Origin of the sequence: Anaerococcus nagyae, from assembly GCF_040364225.1 — a bacterium.
Lineage (GTDB): Bacteria > Bacillota > Clostridia > Tissierellales > Peptoniphilaceae > Anaerococcus > Anaerococcus nagyae.
Genome location: NZ_AP031484.1, coordinates 987,822 through 1,010,001, shown reverse-complemented (window position 1 = coordinate 1,010,001; position 22,180 = coordinate 987,822). Strand labels below are relative to the sequence as shown.

Here is a 22,180-nt window from a genome sequence, read left to right as displayed (position 1 = left end):
GTTGCCACTCCTTAATTATTCTCCTAACTTTTCTTTTAAAAATTTATTGATCTCAGCTGGATTTCCCTTGCCTTTAGTTTTTTTCATAGCTTGTCCAACAAGGAAACCAAAAGCACGATCCTTACCATTTTTAATATCTTCAATAGATTCAGGATTTTCACTTAAAACTTCATTAACAACTTCTTCTAAGAAACCACTATCACTTATTTGTAATAAGTTTCTTTCTTCTGCTAATTTTTCTGGATTCTCATCTGTTTCATAAATTTCACGAAGTAACTTTTTAGCTACATTATTATTAACTTTATCTTCTTTTGCAAGATTTATTAATCTAGCAAAGTTTTTTACTGAAAGATTCATAGTATCGGGTCTTTGCTCAGTCTCATTAAGACGTCTTGATAGTTCAGATAATATCCAGTTAGCAGTAATCTTTGGTTCATTAACTAATTTATTAGTTTCTTCAAATAGATTAGCTAATTGTCTATCATTTGCTAGTAAACTAGCGTCGTATTTTGACATATCGAATTCATTTATATATCTTTTTTCTTTATCTGCTGGGAGTTCTGGTAAACTATTATCTATATTATCTATAAATTCATCAGAAATACTAATTTTAGGTATATCTCCATCAACTGAAAATCTATAATCATTACCTTCTTCTTTATGACGCATATGAATTGTCTCTAATTTCTCATCATCCCATCTTCTTGTTTCTTTGATTCCTAACTCATCATTTTCTAGAAGATTATTATGACGCTTTTCCTCAAAAGCTAAAGCCTGTTCTATTGCCTTTATAGAATTTATATTTTTTATTTCTGATATGTTTGTTCTTCTATCAGTATCTAAATCTATCATATTGATATTAACATCACAACGCATAGATCCTTGAGCCATTATACAATCAGAAATCTCTAAGAACCTTAAAGTGCTGGCTAAAGTTTCCACAAATTCACGAGCTTCTTCTGGACTATTTATATCAGGTTTTGTTACTATTTCAATAAGAGGTACACCTGCTCTATTATAATCCATAAGAGTTCTACCTTCTTCATCATGGTTTGATTTACCAGTATCTTCTTCCATATGGATTTCTATTAGACCAACTTTTTTATCACTTGGAAGTTCAACATAACCATTTCTTGCATATGGTCTGTCAAATTGAGTTATTTGATATCCTTTAGTAAGATCCGGATAAAAATATTTCTTTCTATCCATTTTTTGATCTTTTGCAATATCACAATTAAATGCCAAACCTGCTCTTAGTGCAAGTTCAACTGCTTTTTCATTCATTACAGGTAAAGCGCCAGGATGACCTAAGCAAACTGGGCAAACATTTGTATTTGGTACAGCTCCAAATTCATTTTTACAGGAGCAAAACATTTTTGTATTTGTAGCTAGTTCTACGTGGATTTCTAGTCCTATTATTGTTTTTGTATTCATTATTCCTCCTCTAAAAACTTAGCTGCTGCATTTATAACATTATAGTCATCAAACCTATTACCTATAAATTGAACGGAACCAGAGATGCCTTGACGTACTGGAACAGATAATCCACACATGCCAGCAAGATTTACTATAACATTAAATCCATCTGCCTTAAAATCACTTAATGGATCTGCTACTGTATTTTCATCAATTCGAGGTGGTAGGTTAGTAGTAGTAGGAGTTACTATCAAGTCAAAATCTTCAAATAGTTCTTCTAGTTCATTTTTTATTAATGTTCTTAGTTGCAGTCCTTTTTTATATATTCTTTGATCATCATTGCTAGATAAATACATAGTTCCTAACGCTATTCTTCTTTGAACTTCTTCACCTAATCCTTCTGACCTAGATTTTATATACAAGTCATTAATATCTTCATAAGATTCAGTTTGATGCCCAAATCTTACTCCATCAAATCTACTCATATTTGATGAAACCTCAGAACTCATTACTATATTATAGACAGGATTTGCAAATTTTGCGTATTCTAAATCCACTTCACAAAGATTTGCACCAAGACTTTTTAGTCTCTCTAAAGCTTTTCTATAATCTTCTTTAACTTCTTGTTCGATACCTTCATTAAGTACACTATTTGTACTAATTACAGCTATTTTTTTACCATTAAAATCATAATCTTCCTCTATAAATTCGTAAGGATCTAAAATAGATGTCATATCATTTTTATCAGGTGACGAACTAACTGATGCAAATAATCTCAAATCATCAATATCTTTTGCAAAAAGCCCTACTTGATCAAGCGTATTAGCCATAGATACTACACCATATCTACTAATAAGTGAGTATGTAGGCTTATATCCTATTATATTTGTATATGAAGCTGGACCTCTTACTGACCCACCTGTATCTGTTCCTAGTGCTACTAGTACATCTTCATTAGAAACTGACACTGCAGAACCAGATGAAGAACCCCCAGCTATCTTTTCCTTATCTAAGTTATTAGTTACAACACCATAATAAGATGTTTTAGAACTTGCTCCCATAGCAAATTCATCCATATTGGTTTTACCGATAATTATAGCATCTTCCTTTAATAGATTTTCTACTACCGTTGCATTATAAATAGGAGTAAAGTTCTCTAACATTTTAGAAGCACATGTCATTTTCATATTTTTATATGAAATATTGTCTTTAACAGCTATAGGTAAACCAAATAATTTTCCTAATCTTTCTCCATTTTTACGCTTTTTTTCTAAATATTCAGCTCTTTTTAGAGAATCCTCTTCGTTATATGATATATATGCGTTATGCTCGTTTGCTTTTAATTTTTCAAGAGTTTCCTTAGTGTAATCTATTACAGAAAGGTCTCCAGATTTTAATTTATCTACTAAGCTTTCAATTTTCATAAACCCTCCTATAATTTCCAATCTAATCTGAAATATCCAAATTCTTTATCACTAGCATTCTTTAGTGCTTCTTCTCTTTCTACTGACTTAGAATTAGAGTCATTTCTAAAAACTGCATCATGAGTATATATTGCTTCAGTAAATTCAACATCTTTTGTATCTACATCAAAAATTTCATCAATAAAATCAATTACTATATTAAATTTATTAGACAAATCATCTACATCTTTGCCTTCTAAACTTATATTTGCAAGTTTATAAATTTTTTCTACTTCTTTAGCTTCCATATTATTTCCCTTCCAATTGACTTAGAAATTCATAAAGTTTCTCATTTTCATAAATTTCTATGCCTAAATCACGCGCTTTTGTAAGCTTCGATCCGGCTTTCTGACCGCAAATTAATACATCTGTATTTTTTGAAACAGAAGTTGTAACTATCCCACCATTATTTTCTATTAATTCTTTTATATCATCTCTTTTATAGTTATTAATAGTTCCAGTTATGACAAAAGTTTTTCCATCAAGTTTATTAGACACATTATCATTCACTTTTTCATTTATTTTGATACCCTTAGATAATAGCGTATCTATTGCACCATTTATATTATCGTCATGAAAAAATTCTACTATATTTTCTGCTATAATTAAACCAATATCTTCTATATCAACTAACTGATCTACATTAGCATTCCTTAAATTATCAAAACTTTCAAACCTATTAGCTAAATCACGAGCTGTTCTTTCTCCAACATTTGGTATGCCTATTGCATAAATAAATCTATTTAAATCACGATCTTTACTATCTTCTATTGAATTTAAAAGATTTTTAGTTTTCTTATCACCAAATCTATCTAAATTTATCAAGTCTTCATAGGTTAAATCGTATATTTCATATATATCTTTAATATTAAGCTCATTCATAAGCTGAGCTATAGTTTTTTCTGATAAGCCCTCTATATCCATAGCATTTCGTGAAGCAAAATGCTCCATACGTGCCAATAATTGAGGAGTACAAGATATAGAATTAGGACACATTATATGGACATTACCCTCTATAAGCTCCGATCCACAATAAGGGCAGTATGTAGGCTTTTCAATAACTTTAGTGTCTGGCTGATCTTCATCTACTACACCTAATATTTCCGGTATAACATCATTAGACCTTCTTATAAAGACTTTTGAGCCAATCTTTATTTTTTTTCTTTCTATATCATCATAATTATTAAGGGTAGCACGAGAAACAGTTACACCTGAAAAATCTACAGGTTCGAGTAAGGCTGATGGTGTAACCTTTCCAGTTCTTCCTACATTCCGTACTACATCTAGAAGAGTGGTAGTATATTCCTCTGCTTCAAATTTAAAAGCTACTGACCACCTTGGAAATTTATTTGTATAACCTAAAGCTTTCTGGGTTTTTTTGTCGTTTATCTTTATAACTACCCCATCTGTTAATATGTCTAGAGTTTTTCTTTCTTCCTCTATTTTTTGTAACTCTGAGATTATTTCATCATAAGATTTTACTTTTTTATGATAGGAATGGACATTAAAGTTCTCTATTTTTAAAAACTCCAACATATCTTCTTCGCTTGCAAAATCTAGATCTGTAGTAGATATATTATAAAAAAATGCTGTCAAATTTCTTTTACGTGTCTCATTTGGATTTAGATTACGTATAGCTCCTGCCGCGGCATTTCTGGCATTTTTTAGCTGAATGTCATTCTTTTTATTATATTTTTCTAGTTCAGATAAAGGCATTAAAGCTTCACCTTGAATTTCTAGAATTGATTTCTCATCAATATTTAAAGGTATAGATTTTATTGTTTTAGCTTGAGCTGATATTTCTTCTCCAACTATACCATTACCACGAGTTGACGCATTTTTAAGTATACCATTTTCATAAGTTAAATTAATAGTCAGCCCATCAAACTTATACTCCATAATAAATTCTATTTCTGGTAAGCTATCTTTATGAGAATCATTGTAAGCCTTTCTAAGTCTTCCTACTCTTTTAATCCAATCGTTCAGATCTTCATAAGTCTGTGCCTTATCTTGTGAATATAACCTAGATATGTGAAAGTGTTTTTCAAATTTTTCTAAAACTTCTCCACCAACTTTTTGAGTAGGAGAATTATTTGGTCTATAGCCTGATTCTTTTTCTAATGCTTTTAATTTATCATAAAGTTTATCGTACTCTCCATCAGAAACCAAGGGACTATCTAGGGTGTAATAATGATAATTTAACTCTTCTATTTTTTCTATCAATTCAATTATTTGTTCTTTCTTATCCATTTTACACCTTATAAATTGGAGCATAATCTTGGTTTAACTTTTTTAGACCTTTTTTATCAAAAGCTACCACTAGCTCATTTCCCTCATTGCTTTCTTTTACTTGAACTATCATTCCTTCACCCCACTTAGAATGCATTATCTTGTCACCTACTTGATAAGTCTCATCACTATTTTCATTTTTTCTAAGTTTAGTATTTAAGACTGATTGTCTAGTTTTTTCTCTCATATAATCTTCATTTGAAGATTTTTCATAACTTTTAGAAGAAAAAGAGTTAAATGTTTTATTTTCTAACTCTTTTATATTTTCTCTAATCTCATCTACAAATCTTGATGTTTTATAGTATATAGGCTTACCATAAGAACGCCTTACTTGGCTACTTGTTAAATATAGTTTTTCACGTGCTCTAGTTATAGCTACATAAAATAATCTACGTTCTTCTTCAATATTGCCCTCATCAATGGATCTTTTCCCTGGAAATAGTCCTTCATCCATACCTACTACAAATACTACAGGAAATTCCAAACCTTTAGCAGAATGCATAGTCATCAGTAATATAGAATTATCTTTATCTTCAGTTTTTTCCATATCTGATATAAGGCTTAGATTCTCTAAATAGTCATATATAGTATCATCAGGGTTATTCTCTTCATATTCACTAGCAGCAGATATAAACTCATTTAAGTTATCAATCCTTGCTCTATCTTCCACTGAATAGCTAGATTCAAGTGATTTAAGATATCCTGACTTGTCTAAAACTTCATTAATTAAATCCGTTATAGTGTATTTATCTATATTTTCAAAAATTTCTGATAAAGGATTATAGAATTTATTTGAAAGATTTTTTAATCTGTCTGTCAAAAGCACGCTATATTCATGACTTCTTATCAAGTCCAAAATTGATATATTATTATCTGTAGCAATCTTACTTAATTGTTCTACTGATTTATTTCCAATTCCTCTTTTAGGCTCATTAATAATTCGTTTAAGAGCAACATCATCTTTGGGATTGACTATAACTTTCAAATAAGAAACAAGATCTTTAATTTCTTTTCTATCATAAAACTTGAGCCCTCCTACAACTTTATAATCAATTAAACTTTTCATCAACGCTTCTTCAAAAGGTCTTGATTGGGCATTTGTTCTATAAAGGATAGCTATATCGCTATAAGAATATCCCTCATTTATTAACATCTTTATTTCATCAACTACAAACTTACTTTCTTCACTTTCTACAGAATTATTCTTATAAAGAACCTCATCACCAATTCCATTAGCTGTCCATAATTCTTTATCTTTTCTTTCAACATTATTTACGATTAAAGAGTTAGCAGTATCTAATATATTAGATGTCGATCTATAATTTTGCTCAAGTTTAATTACTCTTGCATCTTTAAAGTCTTTTTCAAAGTTTAATATATTATTAATATCTGCTCCTCTAAAACTATAAATTGATTGGTCAGCATCACCCACAACGAATACATTTTGATGAATTCCAGCAAAGTTTTTTACAAGCTCATATTGTGATATATTTGTATCTTGATATTCATCCACAAATACATATTCAAATTTATTTTGATAGTACTTTAATACATCTTTATCTTTTGAAAATAAAAGAAGAACTTTTTCTATTAAATCATCAAAGTCTAAGGAATTATATTCAAATTTTCTTTTTTCATATTGTCTATAAATTTCATAGTATTCATTATGATATCTATAATATCCGTCTATATCTAAAAATTCTTTTGGACTAATAGATTTATTCTTTAAAGAGCTTATTAAATTTTGTGCATCTCGTGGACTAATTTCATCCTTATAGCCTAAATCATTTATAATCTCTTTAATCAGAGTTCTTTGGTCGTTTGTATCATAGATAGTGAAATTTGAATTATAACCTATTTTCTCAATATTCATCCTTAAGATTCTAGCGCAAATGGAATGGAATGTTCCTATCCAAAGACGACTAACATCTATATTAAGTAAGTTAGAAACTCTATCTTTCATTTCATTTGCTGCTTTATTGGTAAATGTGATTGCTAGAATATTTCTGGGATCCACTTTTTCATTTTCAATAAGATTAGCTATACTTGTAGTAAGAACCCTTGTTTTTCCACTTCCTGCACCAGCTAATACTAAAAGAGGTCCTTTATTATGTAATACTGCCTCTTTTTGTTTTTCATTTAATCCTTCTAGATTCATAACCACATCCCCCTTATCTAAATATTATACCACACGAAAAAAGAGTGGGCATAAGTGCCAACTCTTTAAATTCAAAGATTATTAATTATTATCTTCTTCTCTTTGTTTTTTTAAATCTTTCTCAATTAGTTTATCTAAAACTAAATCATAACCATTTGATCCATAGTTAAGTGATCTATTAACTCGAGAAATAGTAGCCGTAGAAGCGCCCGTTTCTTCTTCTATTACATTATAAGTTTTTCTTATTTTAAGTAATCTAGCTACATGAAGTCTTTGCGCAATAGATTGGATTTCTCGTGCTGTACATATATCTGTAAAAAATCTGTAGCATTCTTCCACATCTTTTAGCATAAGAATTGCTTCAAATAATTCGTCTGTTTGTTTATTTTTTAATTTTGAATCTGTCATTGTTCCCCCAATTTAGGTATATTTTTACAATATTATTATAACATACTTTTTATTAACTTGCATTCCCTTAATATAATTAATTACAATTTTTTAATAAAAATAGATATTATGATAAACCTACTATTTTATTGTTAGAATCTATATCTATTTCATAAGCATTAGGTGTTTTTGGCAATCCTGGCATAGTTAAAATATTAGAAGTATAAGCTACTATAAATCCTGCACCTGCATTAATTCTAGCTTCTCTTATTGTTATATCATAATCTTTATCTGTTATTCTAATATTAGGATCATCAGAAAAAGAGTAAGGTGTTTTTGCGACACATATTGGAAGATTATCATAACCTAGATCTTCAATTCTTTTTATATCTTTATTTGCTTTTTTTGTATAAACAACATCTTTTGCCCTATATATATCCTTTGATATCTTTTCAAGTTTTTCTTTAATAGTTAAGTTAACATCGTATAAAAACTCAAACCCATTATCTTTTTCACATAAATCTACAACTTCATTTGCAAGATCTATTCCTCCTTGTGATCCGTTGGCGAATACGGTTGTTTCTATGGCATTTACTTCCATAGATTTTGTAAGAGATTTAAGTTGGCTTATTTCTTCATCAGTATCTGTATCAAACTTATTAATAGCTACTACTATATTAGTTCCAAATTTTTTCATATTCTCAATATGTATCTTTAAGTTCTCAAATCCCTTATTTAAATAGTCTAAGTTTTCTTCTTGAAGAGCATCTGAAGGCATACCCGCTTGATATTTTAAAGATCTAATAGATGTAACTATTACTGTTGCATCAGGTTTTATATCACCTAATCTACATTTTATATCGTTAAACTTTTCTGCACCTAAGTCAGCTCCAAATCCAGCTTCTGTTACTACATAATCAGATATAGCTAAAGCCGTTTTTGTAGCTATTAAGGAATTACAACCATGTGCAATATTCGCAAATGGCCCACCATGTATTATGGCTGGAGTATTTTCTATTGTTTGAACAAGATTCGGTTTTAATGCATCTTTCATTAGCACAGCTACAGATCCAGTTGCTTTAATATCATCAACAGTAACTGGATTATTATAAATATCATATGCTACAATCATTTTGCCTACACGCCTCTTAAAATCATCAAGGCTTGTTGCTAAACATAAAACTGCCATCATTTCTGTAGCAACAGTTATATCGAATTTATCTTCACGAATAACCCCATCAGTCTTATTGCCCATGCCTATTACAACATTTCTTAATGCTCTATCATTTAAATCTACGCATCTTCTCCAAACAATTTGTTTTGGATCAATGTTCTTTTCATTTCCTTGGTATATATGATTATCAATAATAGCTGCAACAAGATTTACAGAAGATGTTATAGCGTGAAAATCTCCAGTGAAATGTAGATTAATTTCATCCATTGGTAAAACTTGGGAGTATCCACCACCTGTTGCTCCACCTTTTCTACCAAAAGATGGTCCAAGTGATGGTTCTCTTAATACTGAAATTGCGTTTTTACCAACTTTATTTAAAGCCATTGAAAGTCCAATATTAACAGTTGTCTTTCCTTCACCACTTGGTGTAGGATTAGTTGCGGTAACTAAAACTAACTTTGAATCTTTTTTATCTTTTTGTAAATAGGATAAATCTATTTTAGCTTTATATTTGCCTAGTTTCTCATAATCTTCTAAACCTATTTTTTCACAGATTTGGTCAATGTCTTCTAAATTTGCTTCTTGAGAAATTTCTATATCAGTCTTCATTATTTATTAATTCCTTTCTTCAATTTTGTTTAGTAGATCATTACATAAATTATTGTTTCTTGCCAAAAGTGGTCCATGTAAATATGTACCTATGGTGTTTTTATATCTAAAACCTTCAGTTTTATCTTTTCCATTATTGCCATTTCCCTCAATAACCATTCCCAAAGCTTTTTGATCCTTAGATAAGTAGGTTACTCCGCCATGATTTTCAAATCCTTCATAAATTTTCTTAGATAAATTATCCTTAATTTTAATCTGACCTGTAAATCTAGCTCCATCTTGTTGATTTTCAGTATAATGGTCAAAAATATTTAACCCATTAATCTTGTTATTATAAGCATCATAATAATATTTGCCCAATAATTGATATCCACCACAAATGGCAAGAAAAACACCTGATTCTTCTATGTAATTAGCCAGTTCATCTCTTTTTCCTAATAAGTCTTCTTGAACAATTTTTTGTTCATAATCTTGTCCACCCCCAAAAAATACAAAATCATATTTTTCTGGGACAAACTCATCTCCTAAACTAATTATCTCTGTTTCTACTTCATAACCTCTCTTTCTTGCTTCGTGGGAAAAGGCCATGATATTTCCTATATCCCCATAAGTATTTAATAAATTGCCATAAAGATGACAAATTATAAGTTTTTTCATAAATCAAGAACCTCCCTTAGCCTTAACATAGCAGTATAAGTAGAAAGAATATAAATATTATCAGTTTTTGTATCTTTTATTACTTTTTTTATCTCATTTTCGTAATCAAATTCTTTTATTTCTCCATCAAATATCTCAGCTATTTCTAGACGTCTTTTCATATCTTTCTTACGCATACCTGATACATATATGTCTTTTATAGTTAAGTTAGAAAGATTTTCATAGTAGGAATCATATATCCAGCTTACATCTGTCCCATCAGCATAATTATCATTTAAAAGACAGATTAAGGATATTGGCTCTTTTTCTAAAAGTATTAAATCTATTATTTGATTAAGACCAGTAGGGTTCTTTACGAGATTAATAGTAACATTTTTATCATAGATTTTAATATTTTCTTGTCGACCAAATACATTTTTTTGACTAGCTAAACCTTCATAAATCTCTTCATAACTTAAGCCTAATTCTTTTGCAACACTTAAAGCAGCTAAGGCATTGTATACATTATATAAACCTCCAACATTTACTTCGTAAAATTCATCGCCTACATAGAATGAGGAATAGTTGGCTTCAAGCTTTTTTATTTTATCAAGTTTATAAGTTATTTCAGGAGAGCTAAAGTCACAGCTTGTACAAGCAAAATCTCCTAGAGAAGAATAATTATTTAATTTGTACTTTAAGATGTGATTGCAATGAGGACAAAGTATACCATCAGAATTGGCATCTGCTTCTAAAATATAATCATCTTTCTCTTCCCTTTTATCTCTTATAGCAAAGTAAGACTTATTATATTTATCCATTTGATCATATGAAAATATTGGCAAATCACCATTTGCAATAATTTTTGCATTTGGCATTACTTCCATACCTTGCATAATTTTATTAAATATATTATAGATTTCTCCAAACCTATCCATTTGATCTCTAAAAATATTTGTAAATATAACATAATCAGGCTTTATATTTCTGCCAATACGAACAAGATTTGCCTCATCTACCTCTAAGACTGCTATAGTTTCTTCTCTTTTTGGATTATCTAGAAGTGTAGTAATAATACCTTGAACCATATTAGAGCCTGATTCGTTAGTATAAACCTTATCGTAGTGTTGCCTTAATATATTTGCTAAAAAATGGGTTGTCATTGTTTTTCCGTTTGTACCTGTTACAAAAACAAATTTTGTATTTTTTGATAACTCATCCAATATATTTTTATCAAGTTTATAAGCTACATAACCTGGAAGTGCTGTAGCGTTGTGACGAGTAAGTCTTAGACCAGCTCGTACTATTTTTGCTATTTCTTTTGTAAATTTACTTTTTATTGTCATAAGATAAATATATCTTAAAAACTAAATTAATCAATTATTAATGCACTATGTTAAAGCTTAGACAATCTATTGATTTATTCACTTCATTTTTATCTATAGAATCTATCCTGATAAATCTCTGATTTTTGATCTCTTCAATAAATTTTTCTATATTTGTTTCTTCTCCTTTTACATACACCTCAACATCTCCATTGGATAAATTTTTTACAGTACCAACTAACTTAAGCTTATCGGCTATCATTTTTGAAGTGTATCTAAAACCTACCCCTTGTACTCTACCTTTGAATATTAAATGATATGTTTTCATATTTGCTCCTTTTGCTTGTAATATACCCTTTGCTTGACAATGTATATAAGCAATCGTTAAATGATATTAATACCCCCACAGGGTGTGGAAGGAGGTTATATGAAAAAACGCTACGATGTAACAGGTATGACTTGTGCGTCTTGCCAAGCCAATGTTACAAGAGCAGTTGAAAAACTTGGCGTTAATGATGTAAATGTAAATCTTATCAATGAATCTATGAGTGTAGATTATGATGAAGATAAATTAAGCGATGATGATATAATCCATGCTGTAGAAAAAATAGGTTATGGAGCTAGCTTAAAAGATAAAGAAAAATCAGCCACAGCTGACAAACCTAAAGAAAAAGACCAAGAGGAAAGTAATACTAAATTTAGGTTAAAAGTATCCTTAGCTTTCTTAATCCCACTTTTGTATATAGCTATGGGACCAATGATTGGCTTGCCAGTTCCTACTTTTATACAAGGAAGAGAAGGCTCTATAAATAATGCCTTTATACAATTTATACTAACTATTCCAGTATTAGTAGTAAATAGAAAATTTTTTATAAATGGATTTAAAGGATTATTTAATAAAGCTCCGAACATGGATACCCTAGTAGCTTTAGGTGCAAGTGCAGCAACACTTTATGGGATTTTTGCTATAATGCGAATGGCCTATGGTTTTGGATTTAACCAACCAGAAATTATAGATCAATATATGCATAACCTATATTTTGAGTCTGCTGCTATGATTCTAACTTTAATAACTCTTGGTAAATATTTTGAAGCTAGATCAAAGGGTCAAACTAAAGCATCCCTAGAAAATTTAATAAATCTAGCACCAAAAAAAGCAACAATTCTTGTTGATGGTAAGGAAAAAAGCGTAGATGTTTCTGAGATAGAAAAAGGAGATATAATCTTAATTAGACCTGGAGATTCTATTCCAGTAGATGGTGAGATTATAGAAGGCTCTTCCCTACTTGATGAAGCAGCTTTAACTGGTGAATCTATTCCTGTTAATAAGGGTGTTGGTGATGAAGTAATCACTGCAACTATTAACAAAGAAGGTTCATTTAAATTTAAAGCTACCAAAGTTGGAGAAGATACAACTCTTGCCCAAATTATAAATCTAGTAAATGAAGCAAATGAAACCAAGGCTCCAATCGCTAAAATGGCAGATGAAATTTCAGCTATATTTGTACCAGCTGTAATTTTAATTTCTATTGTTACATTCATAGTATGGATGGCACTAGGTTACAATTTTGAATTTGCATTAAATCTAATGATTTCAGTTTTAGTTATATCCTGTCCATGTGCCTTAGGTCTAGCTACACCGATGGCAATAATGGTTTCTACTGGAAAATCCGCAGAACTAGGTTTATTATTTAAAAACGCAGAAAGTTTAGAAAACTTAAGTAAAGTTGATACTATATTACTAGATAAAACAGGAACTATTACTGAAGGTAGACCTCAAGTTACAGATGTAAAAACTGACATAGACCATAATGAGTTTATAAAACTTGCAACATCTATAGAAAAATCATCTGAACACCCATTAAGTAATGCAATAGTTACCTATGCTGAAGAAAATAATATAGCTTCAGAAAATGTATCAGACTTTAACGCTATTTCTGGTAAAGGAATAAGCGCAACATATAATGGACAAAGATACCTAGCAGGTAACTTAAGACTAATGAAAGAAAACAATATAGATCTTAAAAACTATATTGAAATAGCTGATACTTATGCAAATGAAGGCAAGACTTCTATGTACTTTGCTGATGAAAATAAAGTAATTGGTCTAATAGCTGCTAAAGACTTACCAAAAGCAACTTCAAAAATTGCCATAGATGAGCTTAAAAATCTAGGGTATGAAGTAACTATGGTAACTGGAGATAACGAAAAAACAGCAGAAGCAATCAGATCTGAATTAGGTATTGATAAAAAATTTGCTGATGTCCTACCTCAAGATAAAGATAAAGTTGTAAAACAATTGCAAGATATGGGTAAAAAAGTAACCATGGTAGGTGATGGTATTAATGATGCGCCTGCTCTTGCAAGAAGTGATATAGGTATTGCAATAGGAAATGGAACAGATGTCGCTATAGATTCTGCAGATGTTGTACTAATGAGAAATTCACTACTCGATATAGTAAGTGCATTAGAACTTTCTAAATCAACAATTAAAACTATAAAGCAAAATCTATTCTGGGCTTTCTTTTATAATATAATACTAATTCCAGTAGCTGCTGGATTGCTATATCCTTTAAAAGGAATAATGCTTAATCCAATGTTTGCAGCTTTTGCAATGAGTATGTCATCTATCTTTGTTTGCCTTAACTCTTTAAGGCTTAAAGGATTTAGCCCTAATTTTAAAAATAAAGAGGCAATAGATAAATTAAATAAAAAGAGTATTAATAAAAATATAGAAAACCTACCAAATGAAAATAAAGAATATATTAAAGGAGAAGAAAAAATGGCAACAACAAATAAATTAATAGTTAATGTAGATGGAATGAGCTGTGAGCACTGTAAAGCTCATGTAACAGAAGCACTTGAAGAATTAGCATTTGTTGAAAAAGTTGACGTAAGCCTTGAAAATAACAATGCTACTGTAGATTATTTTGGCACAGCAGATGAAGATGCTATAAAAAATGCAATCATAGATGCTGGATATGAATATAAGGGTATTGAATACAAATAATGCATGCTGATAAGGCAAAGACAATAAGAAAGCTCAAAACCGTCGGCGGACAAATCGATGGCTTAATTAAAATGGTTGAAGATGATCGATATTGTATAGATGTAAGTAACCAAATTATGGCATCTATATCTATACTTAAAAATATTAATAAAGATGTATTATCAGCACACCTCAGCCATTGTGTATATGAAACTTTAGAAAATAATGATCCCGACGATGCTAAAGAAAAATTAGCAGAAATTGAGAGTATCATTAATAAGCTCAATAAACTCTAAAGTCTCCCCCTTTTTTTATATAATATAATGAATAAGTACCATCTTTACTGTAAAAAACAGCAAGATGGTACTTATCAGTTTTAAAGATTCACATCAAAAAGTATTATTTTCAAATATATCAAAACTCTTTAATATATTTCATAAATCCTTTATTATCTTCTAATATTTTAAAAGTTATCACAGCTATAATACTTACCATAATAAATTCACTAGCCATAAAAGAAAATAGCATTGTTATAAAAGCGCCAGTATTATCTAAAATTATATATGTTCCAATAGCAGGAACAGATACCATTAATACTGGAAATAGAGATGCTATAAATAATTTATCTGTTTTCTCCATAAGTTTGAAAGCTACATAAGAAGAAAGCGTTCCAAATATTAAGTCAAACCATACCATAGGGCTAAATAAATTTGCAATTGCACATCCTAAAACAAGACCTGGTATAAATCTTTTATTGTAAAATACCAATAAAACTAAGATTTCCGAAAATCTAAATTGAATAGGTCCATATTGCGGCATAGGCATAACTAAGGTTAATACTGCATACAAGGCAGCTACTACTGCTGATCCAACTAGATATCTAGTATCATTTGTAAGTTTACTTTTGTCTTTATTCATTTTTTCTCCTTGATATTTTTTTAATAATGGGTGCCAAGAAACATTACCTTGTAAATATACCTTAATTTTAAAACACTCCAAACGATTATTGAAGCTTAGCAAAGTTTGAGTAAAGTATTGATATGAAAAAGCAAATTTTATTAGTGCCTTTGACTTTACTTCTAACTTCTTGTTCAACAAGCTTTAAAAGTAATGATGAAGAACTAATTGATCAAGAAAATATGAATATAATATCTGATATTAATGAACTTGCGATAAACACTTTTATAAACCGAGACAAATCAACTATCGTAAAAAATATAGATACTGCAATAGAAAATGAAAATATAAATTTTACTCCAAAAGTAAAATCAGATGTAAAAGAAGAAATAATTAAAAATGTTGAGAAACAAGCTGCTACCGACCCTAAAGCTAAATGGGTTTATGATAACTATTACAATATAACTAATGTAGAAGCTTATCTTACAGGTAATGACACAGACACCATAGAATTCGTTTATAATATGAATCATGGAGAAACAGACTTTATAAGTACTCCAGGTGAATCTATAAAATTAAATCGAAAAACTCCTTATTACATACAATGGGATAATAGATGGGCTTATTTAGATCTTGGAGATAGAAACATAGGTATATCTGGATGTGGTCCAACTTCTGTATCAATGGTATTATCGAGATTAAAAGATGATCCTAATATAACACCTGACATAATAGCAAAAGATGCAAAAAATTATATGACAAGTGAAGGTATAGCTTGGAAATTTTTTTCTCAAGAAGCACAAAAATATAACTATGCTGTTAAAGATATAAACTTAGATGAAAATGAAATGAAAGAAGCTCTAAAAAATGGTCCTATAATAGTTTCAGTAAAAAAGGGTTACTTTACACTATTTGGTCATATTTTTGTAATAGATTCTTATAAAGATGGAAAATTCCTTATAAATGATCCAAATAGTGTAAAAAATACTATGCGTCCTTGGACATATGATGAGATAAGTGATCAAATAGTTCATATGTGGCAAATATATTAATTTGACAAGTTCAAAATGAAGTTGTATACTATATAAGTATTCACTTCGCACCATTAGCTCAGTTGGTAGAGCACCTGACTCTTAATCAGGGTGTCCAGAGTTCGAGTCTCTGATGGTGCACCAAGTAATTAAAATGGAGAGTTTATTAACTCTCTATTTTTTTGCACAAAAATAGTATGAGTTTTTACACTCATACTAATTATCCTTATCTTGAATCATATAATTTGCAAGATCTAAAAGCTCACGCGCCATATAATAATTATCTCCTAGTAAATCATATATGGCATCTTCAGTTAGAATACCTTGATTTATATCATCTGGAATTTCTCCTTTATTTGATGCATCATGATCTTTTATAAAATCTTCACTATAATAATATTTTTCTAATTTTTCAAAATCCTTTTGGTGATCTTTAAACTCTTTTAATGATTTAGAAAGATCTTCTAAAAGTTTTTGGTGTTCTTCATATATTTTTGTATATTCTTTTATATGTTCATAATTCATTTTATTGCCTTTCATTAATCATAGATATTATTTTATTAATATCATCCTTAATCTCATAACCTTTATTATCAGAACCACTGTTTGTTGTTATTATTAAGATCCCTAACTTTTTAAGTAAAACAATTAGCTGTCCACCAGTTCCAGATGCAAATACTACTTCATTATCAGATATCCAGATACCATAACCATAATTATCTTCTGATAAAAATTTTCTTTTAGTCTCATTAGGATTTTTAAACAATGGTCTTGTCATTTTTTCTATCCAATTGCAACTAACAATTTGTTTTCCGTTGAATTTACCATTATTTATTAATAATTTGCCTATGCTCAGCATATCATTAGCACAAAGATTAACCTTAGTTGCTCCTGCTAGATAATCACCATATCTTTCCCATTTAGCATCATTTATATTAAGTTGATTAAATAAATTTTCATCTATAAAATCAAAAAGATTATACCCCAAATATTCTTGCATTGTTGCTGCTAATAAATAAAATCCTGCATTAGAATATAAAAAGTAGCTACCAGGTTTAGAATATATTGGATAATTTATTATATAATCAAATAAACCATCGTAGTCCTTAGGATCTATATTTTTACTCATCAATACTAAATCCCTGTATCCTGTAGTATGAGTTAAGAGATGCTTTATTTTTACTTCTTTAAGATACCTTAGATTCTTCGTATTGCTAAGATTTATCTTATCTTTTAGTATAGGATAAATTAAAGTTTCTTCATTAAAATCATTATTAGATTTCTCTATTAAAATTCCACAAGCTAAAGCTAACACTGTTTTAGATATAGACCTGACATCAAATACATTATCATTTGAAAAATCAATATATTGGTCAGTTTTATTATCAAATATAATTATACTTTCAGCAGAATCTTCTTTATTAATTATCTCATTAGCTATTTTTTCTAAATCTAACATAAATTCCTTCATCAAAAAGCCATTTTATAAATATTTAAAATATCTTCTTCTTTTAAGTTTTTAAATCCATTTATTTCAGGTTTTGGTCTATTATTAACACAATTTCTTGCCATAATAGGTAAATCTTCTTTCTTAAATCCCTCTTTTTGTAAGTTTTCAGGAATTCCTAATGAAATAAAAAACTCTCTTAAAGATTCTATTGCCTTTTTCGCATCCTCAAAAGTAGATTCTGTTTTTTCTATATCAAAAACATTATATCCAAATTCAGCGATTTTTTCACTTCTTTCATTATCTAAGCAATACTCTAACCAGTATGGAGTAAGTATTGCAAGACCAACTCCATGAGTTATATCTCTTAATGCAGAAAGTTCATGCTCCATTGGATGTACTGACCAAGCTGTAGATTTTCCAGCATTTAATAAACCATTTATAGCCCAAGAATTTGCCCAGATAAGATTTGCACGTGCCTCATAATTATTAGGTTCTTTAATAGCTATAGGGCCATATTTCATACAAGTTTTTAAGATACTTTCAGCAAATCTATCTTCAAGATAAGCCCCATCATTTAGTGTAAAATAATTCTCCATTGTATGGCTCATTATATCGCAAGTACCAGCAGCAGTCTGATATACACTTACACTGTAAGTGTATTCTGGATTTATAAGGGCAAATTTGGGTCTAGCATACTCTGATCCCCATCCTAGTTTTTGACCAGTTTCTTCATTTGTAATTACTGAACCAGAGTTCATCTCTGAACCTGTAGCAGCAAGAGTTAATATACTTGCTAGAGGAATTGCATCTTTAGGGTTTTCTTTTCCTATGACAATATCCCAAGGGTCAGAATCAGTTTTAGCAGCAACTGCAATTAACTTAGCAGAATCAATAGTTGATCCACCGCCTACTGCAAGTATAAAATCGATGTCATTTTCTTTTGCAATTTTTACACCTTCACGAACTTTATCAATTCTTGGATTAGGTACTATACCTGGAAGTTCAAATATTTCGATTGAACTTTTTTCAAATAATTTAATAATATCATCATAAAGTCCAATTTTTTTTATGCTATTTCTTCCATAAACTAATAGGACCTTATTACCATAATTTTTAATCTCTCCTGGCAGATTTTTAAGCTGATCTTTTCCAAATAAAATCTTAGTTGATATATTAAAAATAAAATCTTGCATTTTTTCTCCTTTATTTCCTTTATACAATGCTATTTACCCAATTTATCCTGTATATGAAAATTATTTTTCCTTTTAAATATATAATGTAACGCCATTATTAGGAGAATGATTAGTGAAAAACAAGTCGCTAGTATAGCTCCAAATATTCCCATATTCATAGTAAAAATAAAAATATAATCTAAAATAATATTTGATAAGCTCTCTATTATCATTATAAGCATTGATAATTTAGGATTACCATCATTTCTTATAAAATATTATTAGTTATAAAAACGGAGCAAATAATAATAGAACTTTTACATAAGTATATGCTAGATCAAAAACTTCCTCATCTGCTTTCAATAAAGCCACAACTTTTTTGAGAAAAACAGTCCAATTAAAACAAACCAAATTCCAAAAATAATAACAATATAAATAGTATTTGTAAAAATTTTATCTGCATCCTCATAATCTTCACGACTCTTAAATATAGAATACTTAATTTCCCCCACCTATACCAAGCATTAACCCCATACCATTAAGTATACAGAAACAGGGTAAGCTAAATTCAATGCAGTTAATCCATCTGCACCTAATGATTTAGAAACAAAAAATGCATCAAAAAGAGTATAAATCTGTCCTAAAATATTCAATGTCACATATTTAAAGAAAGCCTCGCTAAGTTTACTTTCTTTCACGAACTCTCCTTTCATGCAAGAAAACAAAAAAAATACCCATACACAAATAGCCTTTGTGTATGGGGGCGTTTCAAACTATCTATTATATCTGTTATTTTTTCATAGATTAAAGTCTTAAACTTTACTATTATTAATATACGGAATAATATATTAAATATCCAATATTTCTACTATTTCTCCATTTTTTTCTTTAGTCCCAATTTTTCTAATTACTTCTTGATCTAAATACTCTGAAAAATTATTTAGTTCTGGCGAAACTTTAAATATTATGTCATGTTTTATGTCAGATAAGTCAAAACTTAAATCATATTTTGTTTTATCTGACCAATAGTTCCAATTTATATCGGTTCTTTCATAATAGACATAATTTTCTTTTTGAGTTATATATACTCTTTTATTTATTAGTTTCTTTTCATCTTCAGATTTAAAAATTTCAGAATATAGTTTTATACCTTTAAATACTTTATAATCACTAATTTTATCATTTGAAATATTTAATTTAATTTCTTTATATTCCATAGAAATCTCCCACAATTTATAATTTTTTCAATGTAACTATACCCACATCCAAGCGACATAGCTATGCTACATTATCAAAGATAAATTAGATGCTTTTTTATTTCCAACATCACTAAATCCAACAAAGTTTATAAACATCTCACTTTCTAATATCTAGATAGCTTCTAGTGCTTGATCTATATCTCCAATGATATCATCAATATGCTCAGTTCCTATAGACAAACGTATAGTTGCTTTACCTATTCCCTGACTCTCTAAATCTTGTTCGCTTAATTGGGAGTGAGTTGTAGTAGCTGGATGGATTACCAAACTTTTTACATCTGCTACATTTGCTAAATTTGAAAATATTTTTAGATTATCAATAAAAGTACGCGCCTCTTCTTCTCCACCATATACATCAAAAGTAAAGACACTACCTGCCCCATGAGGAAAATATCTTTGGTAAAGATCATAATCAGGATGATCTTTTAAAGAAGGATGATTTACTTTAGCTACTTTTTCGTGCTTATCTAGATAGGATACTACTTTTAGTGCATTTTCAACATGGCGCTCTACTCGTAAAGATAGAGTTTCTACTCCTTGAAGAAGTAAAAAAGCATTAAATGGAGATATGCATGCTCCTGTGTCTCTGAGGAGAATTGCACGAATATATGTGGTCAAAGGTGCTGGTGCCGCATCTTTAGTAAAGGAAACTCCATGATACGATTCGTTAGGTGTAGAGAGATTTTTAAATTTATTATAAGAAGTATAATCAAAAGTTCCACTTTCTACAATTATACCACCTAAACTAGTCCCATGACCACCGATAAATTTAGTAGCAGAGTGAACTACAATATCTGCACCGTGATCTATAGGACGAAGCAAGTAAGGAGTAGCAAAGGTATTGTCGATAACTAGAGGAATATTATATTTATGGGCAATCGCAGCCACTTCTTCAATATTTGTTATATTGCTATTTGGATTGCCTAAAGTTTCAAAAAATATAAGCTTTGTATTCTCTTTGATTGCTGATTCAAAGTTTTCCGATTGAGATGGATCTACAAAAGTAGTTTCTACTCCGTAAAGAGGGAAAGTATGGCATAGATAATTATAGGTACCTCCATAAATAGTATTTGCTGATACAATGTGTCCCCCTTTTTGTGCCAATGCTTGAAAAACATAAGTTATAGCTGCTGCACCACTAGCAACAGCCAAGGCGGAGCTTCCTCCTTCTAGGGCAGCAAGACGTTTTTCCAAAACTTCTTCTGTAGGATTAGTCAACCTTCCATAAATATTTCCCGCATCTTTAAGTCCGAAACGTTCTGCTGCTTGATCGGTATCTTCAAATACATAAGAAGTAGTCTGATAAATAGGAACTGCACGGGCCCCAGTTGCAGTGTCTGCTTGTTCTTGCCCAGAATGTAGGGCTAGTGTTTCAAATTTTACTTGGTTAAGTTCTTTGGTCATGATAATTTTCTCCTTAAGTCTTTTATATAATATTTATTAATAATTTTTTGGTAATAAATGTATGTTTTCTTTTTTTAATTTTTAAATATTAAGGAGATACATTCGCTCATCCCAAAGGATAGATCTAAAGCTCCTTAATCTCTTTTTGTATGTCATAAAAAGCTCCAATCCATAAAAAAAAGGAGCCATCAGGCTCCTCGTGGTCTAATCCCAAAATTAATAATTTTTGGGTACAAGAAAGCCTGCCCATGAATTCATCATGTGCATCATACCCATCATTTTGTTATTTGAATGATTATAATACATGTTTGACCTCCTTGCTTTTTTATTATCATGTATAATATCCTATTTGTTTGTTAGTGTCAACCTTTTATACAAATAAATATACAAATAAAGTTTACATAAGGATATAAATTGAATAAAAAAATACAACATAGAGTGATTTTCATCTTTTAAAGTATACGATACCGAACATACTAAAAAAATCAGCCAGAAGTTTAAATTTCTGACTGATTACCATA

At 29.7% G+C, this 22,180-nt stretch carries 21 protein-coding genes and 1 tRNA gene; 4 read left to right on the top strand and 18 right to left on the bottom strand.

Going from position 1 to position 22,180, the window contains the following annotated elements:
* Window positions 1-15 precede the first annotated feature (15 nt).
* The 10 genes from gatB to ABXG81_RS04865 form a co-directional block, all read right to left on the bottom strand.
* Window positions 16-1,434 (bottom strand): Asp-tRNA(Asn)/Glu-tRNA(Gln) amidotransferase subunit GatB, encoded by a 1,419-nt coding sequence (gene gatB / locus ABXG81_RS04910; protein WP_117521686.1) that lies wholly within the window; start codon window positions 1,432-1,434, stop codon window positions 16-18.
* Window positions 1,434-2,840, bottom strand: a complete 1,407-nt coding sequence (gatA, locus tag ABXG81_RS04905) for an Asp-tRNA(Asn)/Glu-tRNA(Gln) amidotransferase subunit GatA (protein ID WP_117521687.1) — start codon at window positions 2,838-2,840, stop codon at window positions 1,434-1,436. The genes gatB and gatA overlap by 1 nt, the downstream gene beginning before the upstream one ends.
* Window positions 2,841-2,848: 8 nt before the next feature.
* Window positions 2,849-3,127, bottom strand: a complete 279-nt coding sequence (gene gatC / locus ABXG81_RS04900; RefSeq protein ID WP_117521688.1) for an Asp-tRNA(Asn)/Glu-tRNA(Gln) amidotransferase subunit GatC — start codon at window positions 3,125-3,127, stop codon at window positions 2,849-2,851.
* A 1-nt stretch (window position 3,128) separates the two neighbouring features.
* Window positions 3,129-5,129: an NAD-dependent DNA ligase LigA gene (gene ligA / locus ABXG81_RS04895; RefSeq protein WP_288222860.1), complete on the bottom strand. Its 2,001-nt coding sequence runs from the start codon at window positions 5,127-5,129 to the stop codon at window positions 3,129-3,131.
* A gap of 1 nt (window position 5,130) precedes the next feature.
* Window positions 5,131-7,326, bottom strand: coding sequence for a UvrD-helicase domain-containing protein (locus ABXG81_RS04890; RefSeq protein WP_316122116.1), 2,196 nt, complete (start codon window positions 7,324-7,326; stop codon window positions 5,131-5,133).
* Between the two features lie 81 nt (window positions 7,327-7,407).
* On the bottom strand, window positions 7,408-7,734 hold the full coding sequence (locus tag ABXG81_RS04885; protein WP_117521691.1) for a YerC/YecD family TrpR-related protein: 327 nt from the start codon (window positions 7,732-7,734) through the stop codon (window positions 7,408-7,410).
* A gap of 106 nt (window positions 7,735-7,840) precedes the next feature.
* The gene (locus tag ABXG81_RS04880) at window positions 7,841-9,496 is read right to left on the bottom strand and encodes a formate--tetrahydrofolate ligase (protein ID WP_209814011.1); all 1,656 of its coding nucleotides are present in this window, start codon (window positions 9,494-9,496) and stop codon (window positions 7,841-7,843) included.
* Between the two features lie 6 nt (window positions 9,497-9,502).
* Window positions 9,503-10,153, bottom strand: a complete 651-nt coding sequence (locus tag ABXG81_RS04875; RefSeq protein WP_117521693.1) for an adenosylcobyric acid synthase — start codon at window positions 10,151-10,153, stop codon at window positions 9,503-9,505.
* Window positions 10,150-11,478 (bottom strand): MurT ligase domain-containing protein, encoded by a 1,329-nt coding sequence (locus ABXG81_RS04870; protein ID WP_353528416.1) that lies wholly within the window; start codon window positions 11,476-11,478, stop codon window positions 10,150-10,152. Before ABXG81_RS04870 ends, ABXG81_RS04875 begins: the two co-directional genes overlap by 4 nt.
* A 37-nt stretch (window positions 11,479-11,515) precedes the next feature.
* Window positions 11,516-11,785: an acylphosphatase gene (locus tag ABXG81_RS04865; RefSeq protein WP_117521695.1), complete on the bottom strand. Its 270-nt coding sequence runs from the start codon at window positions 11,783-11,785 to the stop codon at window positions 11,516-11,518.
* Window positions 11,786-11,884: 99 nt separating this feature from the next.
* Between ABXG81_RS04865 and ABXG81_RS04860 the strand changes: the two genes are divergently transcribed.
* A complete protein-coding gene (locus ABXG81_RS04860) occupies window positions 11,885-14,467 on the top strand; it encodes a heavy metal translocating P-type ATPase (RefSeq protein ID WP_353528414.1) in 2,583 nt (860 codons plus the stop codon).
* The gene (locus ABXG81_RS04855; protein ID WP_117521697.1) at window positions 14,467-14,742 is read left to right on the top strand and encodes a metal-sensing transcriptional repressor; all 276 of its coding nucleotides are present in this window, start codon (window positions 14,467-14,469) and stop codon (window positions 14,740-14,742) included. The genes ABXG81_RS04860 and ABXG81_RS04855 overlap by 1 nt, the downstream gene beginning before the upstream one ends.
* 118 nt (window positions 14,743-14,860) lie before the next feature.
* Here ABXG81_RS04855 and ABXG81_RS04850 read toward each other — a convergent pair whose 3' ends face one another.
* Window positions 14,861-15,364: a QueT transporter family protein gene (locus tag ABXG81_RS04850; RefSeq protein WP_117521698.1), complete on the bottom strand. Its 504-nt coding sequence runs from the start codon at window positions 15,362-15,364 to the stop codon at window positions 14,861-14,863.
* A gap of 122 nt (window positions 15,365-15,486) precedes the next feature.
* On the opposite strand from ABXG81_RS04850, the gene ABXG81_RS04845 reads away from it, so the two are divergent.
* Window positions 15,487-16,395, top strand: coding sequence for a C39 family peptidase (locus tag ABXG81_RS04845; protein ID WP_117521699.1), 909 nt, complete (start codon window positions 15,487-15,489; stop codon window positions 16,393-16,395).
* Between the two features lie 47 nt (window positions 16,396-16,442).
* A tRNA-Lys gene (locus tag ABXG81_RS04840) sits at window positions 16,443-16,518 on the top strand.
* A gap of 72 nt (window positions 16,519-16,590) precedes the next feature.
* On the opposite strand, the gene ABXG81_RS04835 is transcribed toward ABXG81_RS04840, so the two are convergent.
* From ABXG81_RS04835 to ABXG81_RS04805, 7 genes are all read right to left on the bottom strand, one after another.
* Complete coding sequence (locus ABXG81_RS04835) at window positions 16,591-16,899, bottom strand: DUF4298 domain-containing protein (protein WP_353528412.1); 309 nt, start codon at window positions 16,897-16,899, stop codon at window positions 16,591-16,593.
* A 1-nt stretch (window position 16,900) separates the two neighbouring features.
* Entirely contained in the window at window positions 16,901-17,833 is a 933-nt protein-coding gene (locus ABXG81_RS04830; RefSeq protein WP_353528410.1) for a serine hydrolase, read from the bottom strand.
* A gap of 11 nt (window positions 17,834-17,844) precedes the next feature.
* A complete protein-coding gene (locus ABXG81_RS04825) occupies window positions 17,845-19,017 on the bottom strand; it encodes an iron-containing alcohol dehydrogenase (protein WP_287526566.1) in 1,173 nt (390 codons plus the stop codon).
* 29 nt (window positions 19,018-19,046) lie between these two features.
* Complete coding sequence (locus ABXG81_RS04820) at window positions 19,047-19,268, bottom strand: polysaccharide biosynthesis C-terminal domain-containing protein (protein ID WP_257877076.1); 222 nt, start codon at window positions 19,266-19,268, stop codon at window positions 19,047-19,049.
* A 252-nt stretch (window positions 19,269-19,520) separates the two neighbouring features.
* Window positions 19,521-19,694 (bottom strand): hypothetical protein, encoded by a 174-nt coding sequence (locus ABXG81_RS04815; RefSeq protein WP_316115989.1) that lies wholly within the window; start codon window positions 19,692-19,694, stop codon window positions 19,521-19,523.
* Window positions 19,695-19,844: 150 nt separating this feature from the next.
* On the bottom strand, window positions 19,845-20,213 hold the full coding sequence (locus tag ABXG81_RS04810; protein ID WP_353528407.1) for an EXLDI protein: 369 nt from the start codon (window positions 20,211-20,213) through the stop codon (window positions 19,845-19,847).
* A gap of 153 nt (window positions 20,214-20,366) precedes the next feature.
* Entirely contained in the window at window positions 20,367-21,659 is a 1,293-nt protein-coding gene (locus tag ABXG81_RS04805) for an O-acetylhomoserine aminocarboxypropyltransferase/cysteine synthase family protein (RefSeq protein ID WP_316115987.1), read from the bottom strand.
* Window positions 21,660-22,180: the final 521 nt, after the last annotated feature.

Coding starts and splice junctions, on each gene's coding strand:
- ABXG81_RS04850 (WP_117521698.1), bottom strand. CDS start 15,364: ATGAATAAAGACAAAAGTAAACTTACAAATGATACTAGATATCTAGTT.
- ABXG81_RS04825 (WP_287526566.1), bottom strand. CDS start 19,017: ATGCAAGATTTTATTTTTAATATATCAACTAAGATTTTATTTGGAAAA.
- ABXG81_RS04810 (WP_353528407.1), bottom strand. CDS start 20,213: ATGGAATATAAAGAAATTAAATTAAATATTTCAAATGATAAAATTAGT.
- ABXG81_RS04890 (WP_316122116.1), bottom strand. CDS start 7,326: ATGAATCTAGAAGGATTAAATGAAAAACAAAAAGAGGCAGTATTACAT.
- ABXG81_RS04835 (WP_353528412.1), bottom strand. CDS start 16,899: ATGAATTATGAACATATAAAAGAATATACAAAAATATATGAAGAACAC.
- gatB (WP_117521686.1), bottom strand. CDS start 1,434: ATGAATACAAAAACAATAATAGGACTAGAAATCCACGTAGAACTAGCT.
- ABXG81_RS04830 (WP_353528410.1), bottom strand. CDS start 17,833: ATGTTAGATTTAGAAAAAATAGCTAATGAGATAATTAATAAAGAAGAT.
- ligA (WP_288222860.1), bottom strand. CDS start 5,129: ATGGATAAGAAAGAACAAATAATTGAATTGATAGAAAAAATAGAAGAG.
- gatC (WP_117521688.1), bottom strand. CDS start 3,127: ATGGAAGCTAAAGAAGTAGAAAAAATTTATAAACTTGCAAATATAAGT.
- ABXG81_RS04870 (WP_353528416.1), bottom strand. CDS start 11,478: ATGACAATAAAAAGTAAATTTACAAAAGAAATAGCAAAAATAGTACGA.
- ABXG81_RS04805 (WP_316115987.1), bottom strand. CDS start 21,659: ATGACCAAAGAACTTAACCAAGTAAAATTTGAAACACTAGCCCTACAT.
- gatA (WP_117521687.1), bottom strand. CDS start 2,840: ATGAAAATTGAAAGCTTAGTAGATAAATTAAAATCTGGAGACCTTTCT.
- ABXG81_RS04885 (WP_117521691.1), bottom strand. CDS start 7,734: ATGACAGATTCAAAATTAAAAAATAAACAAACAGACGAATTATTTGAA.
- ABXG81_RS04865 (WP_117521695.1), bottom strand. CDS start 11,785: ATGAAAACATATCATTTAATATTCAAAGGTAGAGTACAAGGGGTAGGT.
- ABXG81_RS04845 (WP_117521699.1), top strand. CDS start 15,487: ATGAAAAAGCAAATTTTATTAGTGCCTTTGACTTTACTTCTAACTTCT.
- ABXG81_RS04880 (WP_209814011.1), bottom strand. CDS start 9,496: ATGAAGACTGATATAGAAATTTCTCAAGAAGCAAATTTAGAAGACATT.
- ABXG81_RS04860 (WP_353528414.1), top strand. CDS start 11,885: ATGAAAAAACGCTACGATGTAACAGGTATGACTTGTGCGTCTTGCCAA.
- ABXG81_RS04855 (WP_117521697.1), top strand. CDS start 14,467: ATGCATGCTGATAAGGCAAAGACAATAAGAAAGCTCAAAACCGTCGGC.
- ABXG81_RS04875 (WP_117521693.1), bottom strand. CDS start 10,153: ATGAAAAAACTTATAATTTGTCATCTTTATGGCAATTTATTAAATACT.